Origin of the sequence: Actinoallomurus bryophytorum (assembly GCF_006716425.1) — a bacterium.
Classification (GTDB): Bacteria; Actinomycetota; Actinomycetes; order Streptosporangiales; family Streptosporangiaceae; genus Actinoallomurus; species Actinoallomurus bryophytorum.
In genome coordinates, this window is sequence record NZ_VFOZ01000001.1 from 1,048,482 (window position 1) to 1,064,046 (window position 15,565).

The following is a 15,565-nucleotide window of genomic DNA, read 5'->3' on the forward strand; positions in this document are numbered from 1 at the left end:
CCCTACTTGATGGCGTCGAAGATGGCCATGGTCTGCTCGCCGATGTTCTTGGCGAGCAGATACGGCTCGGTCTCGTTGATCTGCTGCCAGTTGTCGCGCACGTCCTCGGCGCGCAGACCGTTCTGGCCGGTGAAGCCGGGCCCCTCCGCCACGAAGACGCGGGCCACTCTGCCGCCGCCCACGGTGTAGGTCTCGCCGGTACCCTCGTTGCTCTCGTGCACGAGCCACGCCACCACGGGCGTCACCAGCTCGGCGCTCAGCTTCTCCTTGTATTCCGGCGGGAACATCTCCTCGGTCATCCGGGTCCACGCGATCGGGGCGATCGCGTTGACCTTGATGTTGTACTTGGCGCCCTCGGCGGCGAGCGTCTTGGTCAGCCCGACCAGGCCCATCTTCGCCGAGGCGTAGTTGGCCTGGCCGAAGTTGCCGAACAGCCCGGCGGGCGAGGAGGTCATGACCACACGGCCGTACGCCTGCTCGCGAAGGTGCGGCCAGGCCGCGTGCGTGACCAGGAACGATCCGCGCAGGTGCACGGCGATCACCTGGTCGAACTCCTCCGGCGCCATGTTCTTGAAGGACTTGTCCCGCAGGATGCCGGCGTTGTTCACCACGATGTCGATCTTGCCGAACGCGTCCAGCGCGGTCTGCACGATCGCCTGGGCGCCCTCGGGGGTCGCGACGTTGTCGGTGTTGGCGACCGCCTCACCGCCGTTCTTCTTGATCTCCTCGACCACCGCGGCCGCGGGCCCGGTGGAGGAGCCACTGCCGTCGAGGGCTCCGCCGAGATCGTTGACGACGACCTTCGCGCCACGCGCGGCCAGTTCGAGCGCGTGTTGCCGGCCTAGGCCCTGCCCCGCACCGGTGATGACCGCCACTCGTCCGTTGAACCGGAGTTCCGACATCTCCACATCCTCCTCGCGACGCGTTTTCTGACTCAGTGTCTATCACTGAACCGAATCCCGCTCGGCTGAGGAGGTGCGGTCGCGGTCAGTTCTCTCTCAGGTCCGGGACGGCCACGGGCTCTTCGGCCGCCACCGCCTGCTCGGCGGCCTCCCTGCGCCTGCGGCGGACGAACCAGATGGCGATCGCGATCAGCGCGATCGCGGCGACCGCGATCGCCAGCACCCGGCCGGCCCACTGCGCGACCTGCTCGAAGGCCGTGCCGGCGAGGTAGCCGCCCACCGTGAAGCCGACGCCCCAGGTGATGCCGCCCATCGCGTTGAAGACGAGAAACCGCCCGTACGGCATCCGCGCACTGCCTGCGAGAGCGGGCATGAGCGCGCGAAGGATGGCCGTGAAGCGGCCGATGAAGACCGCCATGGCGCCCCGCCGCCGGAGCAGGTGGTGCGCCCCGTCGAGCTTTTCACGGTGCTTGCGCAGCGCCTTGGTGTCGAGCAGCCGGTCGCCGAAACGCCGGCCGATCTCATAACCGACGGAATCGCCGACCACGGCGGAGACCGCGACGATGATCAGCAGGATCGGGAGCGAGACCCGGTGCTGGCTGGCCAGCACGCCGCCGACGACGATCGCCGTCTCGCCCGGGAAGACCATTCCGAAGAAGAGGGCCGCCTCGGCGAACACCAATGCCGCGACCACGGCGTAGATGACCGGGCCGTGCAGGTTCAGAAGAGTGTCGGTGATGTGGCCCACGCGCGCTCAACGTCCCGGTTCCGGCGTCTCCATGACCATAATCGTACGGGGAGGGCGACGCCGCCGGATCGCCCGGAGGTCGGACTACCCGTCGTCCGCGAGAAGGATCATGGCGAACATCGTGACGCGTGAGATGAAGGACGGCCGGTTCGTACGGCAGCCCAACCGGTTCACCGGCCTGATCGGCTCCGAGGATTTCCCCGCCGAGAAGGGGCGCTATCACCTGTATGTCTCTCTGGCATGTCCATGGGCCCATCGCACGCTGATCGTGCGGCGGCTGCTGGGGCTCGAGGACATGATCGGCGTGACGGTCGTGGACCCGATCCGCGACGAACGCGGCTGGCGCTTCACGCTTTCGCCGGACGACCGCGACCCCGTCACCGGGATGCGCTTCCTGGCCGAGCTCTACACCGCGACCGACCCCTCCTACGACGGACGGCACACCGTGCCGTGCGTCTGGGACACCGAGACCAAGCGCCTCGTCACCAACGACTATCCGCAGATCACGCTCATGTTCGAGTCGGAGGCGTTCGCTCCGTTCCACCGGCAGGGCGCACCGGACCTGTACCCCCGCGAGCTGCGCGCCGAGATCGACGAGCTGAACGACGAGGTCTTCCACAACGTCAACAACGGCGTCTACAAGGCGGGGATGGCCACCACTCAGGAGGCGTACGAAGAGTCGTTCGACGCGCTGTTCGCCACGCTGGACCGCCTGGAGGCACGGCTGGAGGGCCATGACTTCCTCGTCGGCGACCGGCTCACCGAGGCCGACGTGCGCCTGTACCCGACGCTGGCGCGTTTCGACGCGGTCTACTACAGCCACTTCAAGTGCAACCTGCGGCGGATCACCGACTACCCGGGCCTGTGGGCGTACGCCCGGCGGCTCTACGCGATCCCGGCGTTCGGTGAGACCACCGACTTCGACCACATCAAGCGCCACTACTACGAGACCCATCGGCACCTGAACCCCTCCGGCATCGTTCCCAAGGGCCCGGCCATCTCCTGGACCTGATCTCCGGCCTGCCCCGGGGTACGTTCGTGGCATGTATGAGTTCGCGCTGAACCTCGACGGCCGGCTGGATGCGACGGGAAACCGGGTCTGGTCGCCGTACTCGGTCGCGTCGGCGCTCGGTCTGGCCGCCGCCGGCGCACGCGGCCGCACCTACGACGAGCTGGTGCGCGCGCTGGGCGCGGCACCGGGCGAGCTCCGCATCGCCGAGGCGGCCACGCTCGACGGCGCGGAGATCGCCGTGGCCAACACGCTCTGGATGCGCGAGGGGCTGCCCGTCGAGGAGGCCTACGAACGCGCGGTCGCCGGCTTCCCGGGCGCGGCGGTGCGGCACGCCGACTTCGGCGGCGATGCCGAGGGCGCGCGGCGGGCCGTCAACGCCGAGGTGGCCAAGACGACGCGCGAGCTCATCCGCGACCTGCTGCCGCCCGGCTCGGTCGAGGCGCAGACCACCGCGATCATCGTCAACGCCCTCTATCTCAAGGCCGCCTGGCAGCGGGTGTTCGCCAAGGGCGACACCCGGCCGGCGCCCTTCGACGGCCCCGGTGGACGGCGGAGAGTGCCGACGATGCGCCGTACCGGGCACCTGCCGTACGCCGACGCTGACGGCTGGCGGATGGTCACGCTCGCCGCCGAGGGCGGGGTCGTCGCGGACGTCCTGCTCGGGCCGGACGAGAGCGCGCCGTCTCCGCAGGTGCTCCGGCGGCTGTACGACGCCGCGAGGTCGGTGAAGGTGGAGCTGTCGGTGCCGAGGTTCCGGGTCGAGAGTCAGACGAGCCTGACCGACCCCCTTCGCGCCCTGGGTGTCACCACCGCCTTCACCCGTGACGCCGACTTCTCCGGCATCACCGCCGAGGCCACGCAGATCGACCGGATCGAGCACAAGGCGGTGCTCGACGCCGACGAGGACGGCTTCGAGGGCGCGGCGGCGACCGCGGTGGTCATGGTGCCCGCGGGCCTCGACATGAGCAGGCCGGTGGAGTTCCGCGTCGACCGGCCCTTCGCGGTCGTCGTGCGCCACCCGGCGACCGAGGCCGTCTACTTCCTCGCCCACGTGGTCGAGCCCTGAGCCGCCCTCAGCGGAACGCGCGCCGGTAGGCACCCGGACTGGTGCCCGCCACGCGACGGAAACGGTCGCGGAACGCCGTCGGCGAGCCGAACCCGACCTGGCTCGCGATGCGGTCGACGGGATGCGTGGTGGTCTCCAGGAGGTACTGCGCCTGGCGGATCCGCGCCCGGTGCAGCCACTGCAAGGGTGTCGTGCCCGTCTGCTCGCGGAAGCGCCGGTTGAGCGTACGGGTGCTCATCCCGGCATGCGCGGCGATGTCGTCGAGGGTGAGGTCACGTCCGGAGTTCTCCTCCATCCATCGCAGCACGGGTTCGAGCAGCGAACCCCGTGTCGCCGGCGGCTGCTCGTGCACGATGAACTGCGCCTGCCCGCCCTCTCTTTCCAGGGCCATCACCGAGAGACGCGCGGCGTCGGCGGCCACGGCCGAACCATGGTCGCACCGGATCATGTGCAGGCACAGGTCGAGCCCTGCCGCCGCGCCCGCGGAGGTCAGCAGCCGCCCGTCGTCCACATAGAGGACGTCGGGATCCACCTCCACGGCCGGATGCCGGGCGGCCAGGAGCCCGGCGGCGACCCAGTGGGTGGTGGCGCGCCTGCCGTCCAGCAGGCCCGCCGCGGCGAGGGTGAAGGCGCCGGCGCAGATCGAGGCGATGCGTGTGCCCGCCTCGGCCGCCCGCCGCAACGCGTCGACCACCTCGGCGGGAACCGGCGCGGTGGGGTCGGCGACGCCCGGCACCATGATCGTGTCCGCCTCCGCCAGCATGTCCAGCCCCCAGGGCGCGCGGAGCGTGAAGGCCCCCGCGTCGACCTCGGGCGCGGGGGCGCAGACGCGTACCCGGTACGGCATGCGGCCGTCGGGCAGGCGTGTGCGGCCGAACACCTCCAGCGGCGTCGTCAGATCGAAGCCGATGACCCCGTCCAGCGCGAGTACGGCGATCGTGTGCATGGCCGCAATCTATGCGAACAGCGGATTCCCGTCAGCCGCCCCGAGCAGTGAGTCTCGCCCATTACCCATGACCACAGAGGGATGGCGAGAATCCGCTGCCTATTGGCATTGGAGCCACTATCGACCTCACGGGCCTCCTCCGTAGCGTCGGCACGGCGCCGCACACCTGTGGGCGCCGTACCCGATCACCCACCCCGGAGGCACCGGCTCCCGTGACCAAGATCCTTCTCATCGCCCATGTCCTGGCCGCCATCCTCGCCGTCGGCCCGGTGGCCGTCGCGGCCAGCATGTTCCCGTCCGCCGCGCGGCGCGCGGTGACCGATCCCGCCGGCCGGGCACTGGCGGACGCACGGATCCTGAACCGCATCTGCCGCGTCTACGCCGCGATCGGCGTCTTCGTCCCCGTCTTCGGGCTGGCCACCGCCGGCGCCATGCACGTCATGGGCGACGCCTGGGTGATCGTGTCGATCGCCCTGACCGCGCTCGCCGCGGCCGTGCTCCTGCTGCTCATCCTCCCCCGCCAGGGCGCGCTGATCGCCGGCACACGGACCGGCGAGAACGGGGGCGGGAACCCGGCACGGCTCGCGATGTACACCGGGACGTTCAACCTTCTCTGGGCGACCGTGACCGTGCTGATGATCGTCCGGCCCGGCTCGACCACGGGGGCTTGACACTTTCCCCGAAAGTTGCAGATCCTACACGTGATCTGCGTCACATCGATGGTGGCGTCCGGGCCGCCGCGGACCACCGGCCGGGGCCCGCCGCCGGAGCGCCCGATGACGGGCGCACGTACCGTTTCCTCGCGCTGAACAGGAGACGGTACGTCGCGTCACGCGATCGCTACGCCCCCGAAGTGCCCTTTAGCGTCGCCCGTATTGGACTGGAATAGCGGCATGCGTCCGAGCGCTGTGTCGTGAGGTGGCCGTTCCTGGATGTAGAGAACGCATGGCCTTGCATCGGTGACGGTCACGGACGAGTAGCCTTGTCTCGATTACAGATCCACCTGCGAGCGCGGAAGAGGGCGATCTCCGCCGTGTCGACTCAGTCGTCGCGATCCTCTGCCGACCTGAGCACTCCCGACTTCGGTCCGAATGAGTGGTTGGTCGACGAGCTTTACCAAAAATATCTAGAAGACCCCAACTCAGTCGATCGAGCCTGGTGGAACTTCTTCGCGGACTATCAGCCGGACCGCCCGGCGAAGGCGGACGGTGCGGCCGCGGCCTCTCCTGCACCGCAGACCGCCCCGGCGGCTCCCGCGCCCCAGCAGAAGCCCGCGGCCGAGCCGACGGCCAAGCCCGCCGGGCCCGCGGCCCAGAAGGCCGCCGAGAAGCCGGCGAAGAAGGCGGCCCCCACGCCTCAGGTCCCGAGCGGCGCCGAAGAGGTACGCCTGCGCGGCGTCGCCGCCCGCACGGTGACCAACATGGAGTCCAGCCTCACGGTTCCCACCGCGACGAGCGTGCGCGCGGTGCCGGCCAAGCTCTTGATCGACAACCGCATCGTCATCAACAACCACCTCAAGCGCGGGCGCGGTGGCAAGGTCTCCTTCACCCACCTCATCGGCTACGCCCTCGTCCGCGCGCTGCAGGCGATGCCGGAGATGAACGCCTCCTACACCGAGGTGGACGGCAAGCCCACGCTGGTCCGGCCCGAGCACGTCAACTTCGGCCTGGCGATCGACCTGAAGAAGGACGACGGCCAGCGACAGCTCGTCGTGCCCAACATCAAGAGCGCCGAGGCCCTCGACTTCCGCCAGTTCTGGGCGGCCTACGAAGAGGTCGTCCGCAAGGCGCGGGGCAACAAGCTCACGATCGACGACTACGCCGGCACCACGATCAGCCTGACCAACCCGGGCACCATCGGCACCGTCCACTCGGTGCCGCGGCTCATGCCCGGCCAGGGCACGATCATCGGCGTGGGCGCGATGGAGTACCCCGCCGAGTACGCCGGCACGTCCTCCGAGGCACTGGCCCGGCTCGGCATCAGCAAGGTCATGACGCTGACGTCGACCTATGACCACCGCATCATCCAGGGCGCCCAGTCGGGCGACTTCCTGCGCCGCGTCCACCAGTTGCTGCTGGGCGAGGACGAGTTCTACGACGAGATCTTCGAGGCGCTGCGGATCCCGTACGAGCCGGTGCGCTGGGTCCAGGACATCAGCACCAGCCACGAGGACGACGTCGCCAAGGTCGCCCGGGTGCACGAGCTGATCCACGCCTACCGCGTGCGCGGCCACCTCATGGCCGACACCGACCCGCTGGAGTACACCCAGCGCCGCCACCCCGACCTGGACGTGCTCAAGCACGGTCTCACCCTGTGGGACCTGGAGCGGGAGTTCGCCACCGGCGGGTTCGGCGGCAAGCCGACCATGAAGCTCCGTGACATCCTCGGCGTGCTGCGCAACTCCTACTGCCGCACCGTCGGCATCGAGTACATGCACATCCAGGACCCCAAGGAGCGCGCCTGGATCCAGGAACGCGTCGAGGTGCCGCCGGGCAAGCCGGACCCCGAGGAGCAGAAGCACATCCTCGGCCGGCTCAACACCGCCGAGGCGTTCGAGACGTTCCTGCAGACCAAGTTCGTGGGGCAGAAGCGCTTCTCGCTCGAGGGCGGCGAGTCGCTGATCCCGCTGCTCGACGCGGTGATCACCTCCGCGGCGCAGTCGCACCTGGACGAGGTCGTCATCGGCATGGCCCACCGCGGCCGGCTCAACGTCCTGGCCAACATCGTGGGCAAGTCCTACGGCCAGATCTTCGGTGAGTTCGAGGGCAACCTCGACCCCCGCAGCGCGCAGGGCTCCGGCGACGTCAAGTACCACCTGGGCGCCGACGGCGACTTCGTGGCCCGCGACGGCTCCAAGATCCGGACCTCGCTGGTGGCCAACCCGAGCCACCTGGAGACCGTCGACCCGGTCGCCGAGGGCGTCGTGCGCGCCAAACAGGACATCCTCGACGTCGGCGAGGGCGGGTTCACCGTCATGCCGGTCCTCATCCACGGCGACGCGGCCTTCGCCGGCCAGGGTGTCGTGGCCGAGACGCTCAACCTCTCGCAGCTGCGCGGCTACCGCACCGGTGGCTCGATCCACGTCGTGGTCAACAACCAGGTCGGTTTCACGACCGCGCCCGAATACTCCCGCTCCAGCGTCTACGCCACCGACGTGGCCCGGATGATCCAGGCGCCGATCTTCCACGTCAACGGCGACGACCCCGAGCAGTGCGCGCGGGTCGCCCAGCTGGCCTTCGAATACCGGCAGGCGTTCAACAAGGACGTCGTCATCGACATGATCTGCTATCGGCGACGCGGGCACAACGAGTCCGACAACCCGTCGTTCACGCAGCCGCTGATGTACGACCTCATCGACGCCAAGCGCTCGGTACGCAAGCTCTACACCGAGGCGCTGATCGGCCGCGGCGACATCAGCGTAGAAGAGGCCGAGCAGGCACTGCGCGACTACCAGGAGCAGCTCGAGCGGGCGTTCAGCGAGACCCGTGAGGCGATCAACCAGCCGCCGCAGGACAGCTTCACCAAGCCGGACACCGAACGCATCCCCGTCGACCATGCGAGCGTGCCCTCGGCCATCTCCGAGGAGACGGTGAAGCGCATCCTCGACACCCAGGTCAACCCGCCGGAGGGCTTCACCCCGCACCCGCGCGTGCAGCCGCTGCTGCAGAAGCGCGCGCAGATGGTCGAGGACGACGCGATCGACTGGGCGACCGGTGAGATGTTCGCCCTCGGCGGGCTGCTCATCGACGGCCGTCCGGTGCGCCTCGTCGGCCAGGACACGCGCCGTGGCACCTTCGGCCAGCGGCACGCCGTGCTGTTCGACCGCAAGACCGGCGAGGAGTACACCCCACTCAAGCAGTTCGGCCAGGGCACCTCGAAGTTCTACGTGCACGACTCGCTCCTGAGCGAGTACGCCGCGATGGGCTTCGAGTACGGCTACTCCATGACCCGGCCGGACGCGCTGGTCTGCTGGGAGGCCCAGTTCGGCGACTTCGCCAACGGCGCCCAGTCGATCATGGACGAGTACGTCTCGTCGGGCGAGCAGAAGTGGGGGCAGCACTCCTCCGTCGTGTTGCTGCTGCCGCACGGCCACGAGGGCCAGGGGCCGGACCACACCTCCGCGCGCATCGAGCGCTACCTGCAGGACTGCGCGCAGGACAACATGACGGTGGCCCAGCCGACCACCCCGGCGAACTACTTCCACCTGCTGCGCTGGCAGGCACTGTCGCCGCGGGAAAAGCCGCTGATCGTCTTCACGCCGAAGTCGATGCTGCGGCTCAAGGCGGCGACGTCGGCCATCTCGGAGTTCACCTCGGGGACCTTCCTGCCGGTGATCGGCGACACGGTGGAGCCCGGAGACGTACGCCGGGTCGTGTTCACCACCGGCAAGCTCTACTACGACCTGGACAAGGCTCGCGCGAAGTCCGGCGACACCTCGACGGCGCTCGTACGCGTCGAGCGGCTCTATCCGCTCCCGGTCGACGAGATCAAGGCCGAGCTCGCGAAGTACTCCTCCGACGCCGAGCTCATCTGGGCACAGGAAGAGCCCGCCAACATGGGTGCGTGGCCCTTCATGGCGCTCAAGCTGCCGCCCCACCTCGAGGGCCGCGAGCTGAAGCGGGTCTCCCGCAAGGCCAGCTCGTCCCCGGCGGTGGGTTCGGCCAAGATACACACGGCCGAGCAGCAGGGTCTGGTCGCCGCCATCTTCGGCGAGGACTGATCCTTCGGGTCGCCCCGCACGCCTGGCGTGCGGGGCACCGGGGTACCCGGCGGCCGGCCGATGCCGCCGCCGGTTCAGCCAGCGAACAGTTGCGGACATAGACGCATGTACTTCACCGATCGAGGTATCGAGGAGCTCGCCGAACGCCGTGGCGAGGAGGAGGTCTCCCTTGCCTGGGTGGCCGACCGCCTCAGGGAGTTCGTCGATCTGAACCCCGAGTTCGAGACGCCGGTCGAACGCCTCGCCACCTGGCTGGCGAGGCTGGCCGACGAGGACGACGACTGAGCCGGCCCGGTACGGGCAGCCGAACCCAGACGCGATACATCTTGACTTTCCTCAAACGCGACATATCTTGATAGAAGAGCGTTTCTGACGGAAGGGACTCGCACATGGCGCGCTGGACGGTCGATGAGCCGACGAAGATCGATTTCGACGGCGTGGTCGCGCTCAAGGCGAACATCGTGGCGGGCACGGTCTCGGTACTCCCGACCGGCGACCGCCCCACCCTGCACGTGAGCGAGATCTCCGGGCATCCACTCGAGGTCGTACACGAGGCGGGCATGCTGAGCCTCACCCAGAAGCGCAGCGGCATGGAGGGCGTCCTCAAGTGGTTGCAGAACACCAAGGGGCGCACCACGATCACGGTGACGGTGCCCGAGGACTGCCCGGTCACCCTCAACCTCGTCACCGCGAACGCGATCGTCACCGGGATGTCCGGGCGCGTCTCGGTCCGGACGGCCTCCGGTGACGTCACCTTCGACGGCGTGACCGGGACGATCGACGCCAACACGGCGACCGGCGCGATCGAGGGCCAGGGGGTCGGCGGCTCGGTGACCTTCAACTCCGTCTCCGGCGACCTCGCTCTGGCCGGCGGCGCCGTCGACCGGCTGAACGCCCACTCCGTCAGCGGCCGGATCACCACCGACGTCGACCTCCGTGCCGCCGCCCGCGTACAGGTCAGGACCGTCTCGGGCGAGGTGACCATGCGCCTGCCGAAGTCGACGTCGGCCAAGGTCACGCTGAGTTCGATGGGCGGGCGGATCGACGCCGCGTTCGACGGGCTCGGCCGCGAGGAACGCGGCGTACCCAAGAGCGTCACCGGTACGCTCGGCGACGGCACGGCGTCACTGACCGTCAACTCCGTCTCCGGCGCCGTAACGCTCCTGAGCCGTCCCGATCCGGAAGCACTGAAGCGAGAAGGTGACCACGACCGATGAGTCCCGTGTTCGGCCACGGCCGGCTGAGGCTGTACCTGCTGAAGCTGCTCGAAGAGAGCCCACGGCACGGCTATGAGGTCATCCGGCTGCTCCAGGATCGCTTCCTCGGCGTCTACTCCCCCTCCCCGGGCACCATCTACCCGCGGCTGGCGAGGCTGGAGGAAGAAGGGCTCGTCACCCACGAGGTGGTCAAGGGCAAGAAGGTCTACCGGCTGACCGACGCGGGCCGCGCCGAGCTGGAGCGGCGCATGGACGAACTGGCCGAGCTGGAGGACGAGCTGACCGAGTCCGTACGCGACATCGCCCGCGAGGTCCAGGAGGACGTGCGCGACACCGTACGGTCACTGCGCGAGGAGCTGACCCACGCCGCGCGCGAGATGCGCAAGCAGGGCCCGGTGGGCGCGACGCAGAACCTCAAGGACACCACTCAGCGCCAGAAGGAAGAGTGGCGGCGCCAGAAGGATTACTGGAAGGACCAGAAGCGCGTCTGGAAGGAAGAGTGGCGCCACACCTGGGAGGACGCCTGGGCGACCGCCACGGGTTCGCAGGACGAGGCCACGCGCGTCAAGCTCGACCGCGTGCTGCGCAGGTTCGTCGAGGAGATACGCGAGGCTTCGCAGGACGGCCTGGACACCGAGCAGCTCACGCGCACGCGTGAGCTGCTCACCGAGACGTCCAAGCGCATCCGGTCGGAGATCCTGCACTCCGACGACCGGCCGTCAGAGCAGTAGCACCACGGTCACGGCGTAAAGACGATCTTTCCGAAGATCTTGCCATCGGCCATGGCCGCGAAGCCGTCACGCGCCTGCTCCAGCGGGAGGACCCGGTCGACCAGCGGGCGCACGCCGGTGACGTCGAGGAACCGCGCGAGCCGTACGAGCTGGTCGCGCGTGCCCATGGACGACCCGACGACCGACAGTTGCAGGAAGAAGACGCGGTTCAGCTCGGCGGGCGGGACCTCGCCGCTGGTGGCACCGGAGACGACGATCCGGCCGCCGGGCCGGAGCGACTTGAGCGAGTGGCTCCACGTGGCCTCGCCGACGGTCTCGAGGACGGCGTCCACCCGCTCGGGCAGCCGCGCGCCGGACTCGAAGGCCTGGTCGGCACCGAGGTCGAGCGCACGCTTGCGCTTGTCGGCGCTGCGGCTGGTCGCCCAGACGCGATAGCCGGCGGCCGAACCCAGCGCGATGGCGGCCGTCGCGACCCCGCCGCCGGCACCCTGGACGAGGACGGTGGCGCCCGGCTGGAGGCCGGCCTTGTCGAAGAGCATGCGGTACGCGGTCAGCCAGGCGGTCGGCAGGCAGGCGGCCTCTTCGAACGACAGCGAGGCGGGCTTGGGCACGAGGTTGCGACGGGGAACCGCGACCTTCTGCGCGAACGTGCCGTCGTGGACCTCCGAGAGCAGCGAACGCTTCGGGTCGAGCGTCTCGTCGCCCCCGCCGCGCTCCAGGTCGCCGATGACGGAATGGACGATCACTTCGTTACCGTCCTCGTCGATCCCGGCCGCGTCACCGCCCAGGATGATCGGAAGCCGGTCCTCACGTATCCCGACGCCGCGGAGGGTCCAGACGTCGTGGTGGTTGAGCGCGGCGGCCTTGACGGTCACGGTCGTCCAGCCCTCGGGAACCGTGGGGTCGGGACGCTCCCCGAGCTCCATCCCGTCGAGCGGATTGTCGGCATCGATGCGTGCTGCGGTGACGGCGAACATGAACGGCACTGTAGTCAGAAAGCCCGCCCGCCCGCTCCCCCGCCTACCCGAGTGGGCGTCGCCACCGCAATCCGGGAAAGCGGCCGAAGTCGCGATCGGTGCTGATGAACTCGCATCGGTGCTCGATGGCCAGTGCCGCGAGGTAGGCGTCCGGGACGAGCTTGCCTTTCGCGTCGGCCTGCCGGCAGAGGTCGTTGAAGATCGACCAGTGCCGGCCGCCCGGATTGATCACCACGGCGTGTTCCTGGTTGCGGATGCCGTCCGCGAACAGCAACGCCTCCTCGAGCTTTGTGGGGTTCTTGTAGATCCGACGGTCGGTGACGATCCTGAGATAGCCGTTGATGACGAAGTCAGAGACCGCATACGGCTCATCTCCCCCGACCACACCCAGGACCCATCGTCGGTAGTCCTCGTGCCGAACCGCATCGAGCCGGTTCGCGTAGATCAGGACATTGACGTCAAGAAGCAGCATCGCCTCGGTCCTGCTCCCTCATGTAGTCCTGCACGACCACCTCATAGGCGATCTCCTTGATGTCCGTATCCGGAGCCCAGCCGGGCTGGAGTCCTCCACCTCCGGACACGGGGAGATCGACGTGCGGGCGCTCGCCGCTCTCCCGTGTGCGTCTGAGCAGTTGGTACAAGGCGTCCTCCACTACCGAGTTGAGGCTGCGGCCGTGCTTGGCCGCGAACGCCTTGGCGTCCGCCAGGAGCTCGTCGTCGATCCGCACTGTGGTCCTCCGCATGCCTTCAGTGTCAGCAGCGTGACATAAAAATGTCAATGATCACAAGCGGTCATCGAACGAACACGGCCCGTACTCTCGAACGAGAGTACGGGCCGTGTCGGACGTTCGGCTCAGATGCGGGCGACGCCCTCCTTGCGAGCCTGGTCGGCCACGGCCTTGGTCACGGCCGGGGCGACGCGCTCGTCGAACGGGCTCGGGATGACGTAGTCCTCCGACAGCTCGTCGCCCACCACGCCGGCGAGCGCCGTGGCGGCGGCGAGCTTCATGCCCTCGGTGATCGAGTGGGCCCGTACGTCCAGGGCGCCACGGAAGACCCCGGGGAAGGCCAGCACGTTGTTGATCTGGTTGGGGTAGTCACTGCGGCCGGTCGCGACCACGCGGGCATGCCGCCGCGCGACATCCGGCTGGATCTCCGGGTCGGGGTTGGACAGCGCGAAGACGATGGCGTCGTCGGCCATGGCGTCCACGCAGTCCTCGCGGATGGTGCCGCCCGAGAGGCCGATGAACACATCGGCGCCGACCAGGGCGTCCTCCGTCGAGCCCTTGAGCGCCGAGCGGTTGGAGTCACGTGCCAGCGCCTGCTTGACGGGGTTCAGCCCGTCACGGCCCTCGTAGATCAGGCCCTTGCTGTCGGAGATCGCGATGTCGCCGAGGCCGGCCTCCAGCAGGATGCGGGAGACGGCGACGCCCGAGGCGCCGGCTCCGGCAACGACGCCGCGCATCTCCGACAGCGGCTTGCCGATGAGGCGGGAGGCGTTGCGCAGCGCGGCGAGCACCACGATCGCGGTGCCGTGCTGGTCGTCGTGGAAGACCGGGATGTCGAGCGCGGCCCGCAGGCGGTCCTCGATCTCGAAGCAGCGCGGCGCGCTGATGTCCTCGAGGTTGATGCCGCCGAAGCTGGGGGCCAGCCGGATGACGGTCTCGACGAGGTCGTCGGCGTCGGTGCAGTCGAGGCAGATCGGCACGGAGTCCAGGCCGCCGAACTCCTTGAAGAGCAGGGCCTTGCCCTCCATCACCGGCATCGCGGCGGCGGGGCCGATGTCGCCGAGGCCGAGTACGGCGGTGCCGTCGGTGACCACCGCCACCACCTTGGAGACCCAGGTGTAGTCGTGGACGAGCTCCGGCTCCTCCGCGATCGCCATGCAGACGCGGGCGACGCCCGGCGTGTAGGCGAGTGAAAGATCGTCCCGGTCGCGTACCGGAACGGTCGAGCGCACCTCGAGTTTGCCCCCTCGGTGCAGCGCGAACGCCGGATCGGCGTCGTAGTCATGATCAGTCGATCCATCAGGCTTGGCAGCCACAGCGACCCCTGCTATTTGCGTGTATGTACGGGTAGACGACCTGGTCATCCCTGGGTCAACGGGCGACGCGGGCGTCTCTCGGTGTACGGGGGTCACCCGTTCACCGATTCAACCACATCCCCCGGCGGACTCCAGGCCGGGGACCGTACCACCCCGGAGAGAGAGGCGTACCCCGCCATTCAGGCCCGTCCGTAAAGGGTTTATGCCATTGTTGGTCCCGCTTAGCGGCCACCGTCACAGATGTCGTCTAAGCCCCTCTCCGTACCCCTGAACCTCCGCCCAGAGGAGGACGCTCTGCGCCCCCGTCCCCTCGTCCGCCGCATGTGCGCGGCGACGCTCGCCGCTCTGCTCGGAACCCCCCTCGCCGTAGCCTGCCGGGACACCGGCACGGGTGCGCTCGGCCGCATCCAGCGAGCAGGCAAGATCATCATCGCCACCGACGCCCTGTACCCGCCGAACGAGTTCAAGCAAGGTGACCGGATCGTCGGCTTCGACGTCGACCTCGGCACCGCCATCGCGCGCAAGCTCGGCGTCAAGGCGGAGTTCCAGGACGTCAGGTTCGACACGATCCTGCGGGCCCTGGAAGAGGACAAGTACGACATCAGCCTGTCCTCCTTCACCGACACCCGGGAGCGCGAGAGCAGATTCGACTTCGTCACGTACCTGTCGGCGGGCACGATGCTGATGGTCCCGCAGGGCAACCCGCGCCACCTGCGGCCCGAAGGCCTGTCCCTGTGCGGCAAGAGGATCGCGGTCGAGAAGGGCACCACGCAGGAGGAGGAGCTCTCCCGCAAGGACGTGACCAAGCCGGATGCCGGCACGCGGATCGACGCCTGCCTCAGCGGCGGCAGGCCGGCCCCGATCCGCATGTCCTACGACGACCAGGCCGCGGCCAACGAGGCCCTCCTCAGGGGCCACGCCGACGCTTCGCTCACCGACTCGCCATCGGCGATCTACGGGGCGAAGGAGTCGAGCGGCCGCATCCAGTGCTCCGGCGAGCCCTACGCGACCGCGCTGTACGGCGTGGCGATCCCCAAACGCGAGGGCGATCTGCGCGACGCCATCTTCAAGGCGGTGAAGAGCCTGATGTCCGACGGCACCTACCGTCGGCTAACCGGACAGTGGGGGCTATCCTCGGGCGAAGTACCCGATACGCGGATCAATGCAGCGAGCTAGTGGCGTTGCACGAGTGTTTCCTGTCG

15 protein-coding genes are annotated in these 15,565 nt (G+C 68.9%); 8 read left to right on the forward strand and 7 right to left on the reverse strand.

Annotated elements, in window-relative coordinates:
- Positions 1-2 precede the first annotated feature (2 nt).
- Positions 3-902 carry an SDR family oxidoreductase gene (locus FB559_RS04930; RefSeq protein ID WP_141953760.1) on the reverse strand — a complete coding sequence of 300 codons (900 nt, stop codon included), beginning with the start codon at positions 900-902 and terminating at the stop codon, positions 3-5.
- Positions 903-987: 85 nt separating this feature from the next.
- Positions 988-1,650, reverse strand: a complete 663-nt coding sequence (locus FB559_RS04935) for a DedA family protein (RefSeq protein ID WP_246121353.1) — start codon at positions 1,648-1,650, stop codon at positions 988-990.
- Positions 1,651-1,759: 109 nt separating this feature from the next.
- Here FB559_RS04935 and FB559_RS04940 point away from each other — a divergent pair, with 109 nt between their 5' ends.
- Both FB559_RS04940 and FB559_RS04945 read left to right on the forward strand, forming a co-directional pair.
- On the forward strand, positions 1,760-2,662 hold the full coding sequence (locus FB559_RS04940) for a glutathione S-transferase family protein (RefSeq protein ID WP_141953762.1): 903 nt from the start codon (positions 1,760-1,762) through the stop codon (positions 2,660-2,662).
- A 31-nt stretch (positions 2,663-2,693) separates the two neighbouring features.
- Positions 2,694-3,728, forward strand: a complete 1,035-nt coding sequence (locus tag FB559_RS04945; RefSeq protein WP_141953764.1) for a serpin family protein — start codon at positions 2,694-2,696, stop codon at positions 3,726-3,728.
- 7 nt (positions 3,729-3,735) lie between these two features.
- Here FB559_RS04945 and FB559_RS04950 read toward each other — a convergent pair whose 3' ends face one another.
- Positions 3,736-4,674 carry a GlxA family transcriptional regulator gene (locus FB559_RS04950; RefSeq protein ID WP_141953766.1) on the reverse strand — a complete coding sequence of 313 codons (939 nt, stop codon included), beginning with the start codon at positions 4,672-4,674 and terminating at the stop codon, positions 3,736-3,738.
- A gap of 212 nt (positions 4,675-4,886) precedes the next feature.
- On the opposite strand from FB559_RS04950, the gene FB559_RS04955 reads away from it, so the two are divergent.
- From FB559_RS04955 to FB559_RS04975, 5 genes are all read left to right on the forward strand, one after another.
- Complete coding sequence (locus FB559_RS04955) at positions 4,887-5,345, forward strand: hypothetical protein (RefSeq protein WP_141953768.1); 459 nt, start codon at positions 4,887-4,889, stop codon at positions 5,343-5,345.
- Between the two features lie 362 nt (positions 5,346-5,707).
- Complete coding sequence (locus FB559_RS04960; RefSeq protein ID WP_141953770.1) at positions 5,708-9,394, forward strand: multifunctional oxoglutarate decarboxylase/oxoglutarate dehydrogenase thiamine pyrophosphate-binding subunit/dihydrolipoyllysine-residue succinyltransferase subunit; 3,687 nt, start codon at positions 5,708-5,710, stop codon at positions 9,392-9,394.
- A 105-nt stretch (positions 9,395-9,499) separates the two neighbouring features.
- Positions 9,500-9,679, forward strand: coding sequence for a DUF6104 family protein (locus FB559_RS04965; protein WP_141953772.1), 180 nt, complete (start codon positions 9,500-9,502; stop codon positions 9,677-9,679).
- A gap of 104 nt (positions 9,680-9,783) precedes the next feature.
- On the forward strand, positions 9,784-10,611 hold the full coding sequence (locus FB559_RS04970) for a DUF4097 family beta strand repeat-containing protein (protein WP_141953774.1): 828 nt from the start codon (positions 9,784-9,786) through the stop codon (positions 10,609-10,611).
- Positions 10,608-11,342 (forward strand): PadR family transcriptional regulator, encoded by a 735-nt coding sequence (locus FB559_RS04975; RefSeq protein WP_141953776.1) that lies wholly within the window; start codon positions 10,608-10,610, stop codon positions 11,340-11,342. Before FB559_RS04970 ends, FB559_RS04975 begins: the two co-directional genes overlap by 4 nt.
- Before the next feature lie 8 nt (positions 11,343-11,350).
- Here FB559_RS04975 and FB559_RS04980 read toward each other — a convergent pair whose 3' ends face one another.
- The 4 genes from FB559_RS04980 to FB559_RS04995 all read right to left on the reverse strand — a co-directional run bounded on the left by FB559_RS04980 (position 11,351) and on the right by FB559_RS04995 (position 14,363).
- Entirely contained in the window at positions 11,351-12,319 is a 969-nt protein-coding gene (locus tag FB559_RS04980; protein WP_141953778.1) for a zinc-binding dehydrogenase, read from the reverse strand.
- Positions 12,320-12,362: 43 nt separating this feature from the next.
- The gene (locus tag FB559_RS04985; RefSeq protein ID WP_141953780.1) at positions 12,363-12,791 is read right to left on the reverse strand and encodes a type II toxin-antitoxin system VapC family toxin; all 429 of its coding nucleotides are present in this window, start codon (positions 12,789-12,791) and stop codon (positions 12,363-12,365) included.
- Positions 12,778-13,062 (reverse strand): DUF2191 domain-containing protein, encoded by a 285-nt coding sequence (locus FB559_RS04990; RefSeq protein WP_141953782.1) that lies wholly within the window; start codon positions 13,060-13,062, stop codon positions 12,778-12,780. Before FB559_RS04990 ends, FB559_RS04985 begins: the two co-directional genes overlap by 14 nt.
- 110 nt (positions 13,063-13,172) lie before the next feature.
- On the reverse strand, positions 13,173-14,363 hold the full coding sequence (locus tag FB559_RS04995; protein ID WP_246121354.1) for an NAD(P)-dependent malic enzyme: 1,191 nt from the start codon (positions 14,361-14,363) through the stop codon (positions 13,173-13,175).
- A 240-nt stretch (positions 14,364-14,603) separates the two neighbouring features.
- Here FB559_RS04995 and FB559_RS05000 point away from each other — a divergent pair, with 240 nt between their 5' ends.
- A complete protein-coding gene (locus tag FB559_RS05000; protein ID WP_141953787.1) occupies positions 14,604-15,539 on the forward strand; it encodes an ABC transporter substrate-binding protein in 936 nt (311 codons plus the stop codon).
- Positions 15,540-15,565: the final 26 nt, after the last annotated feature.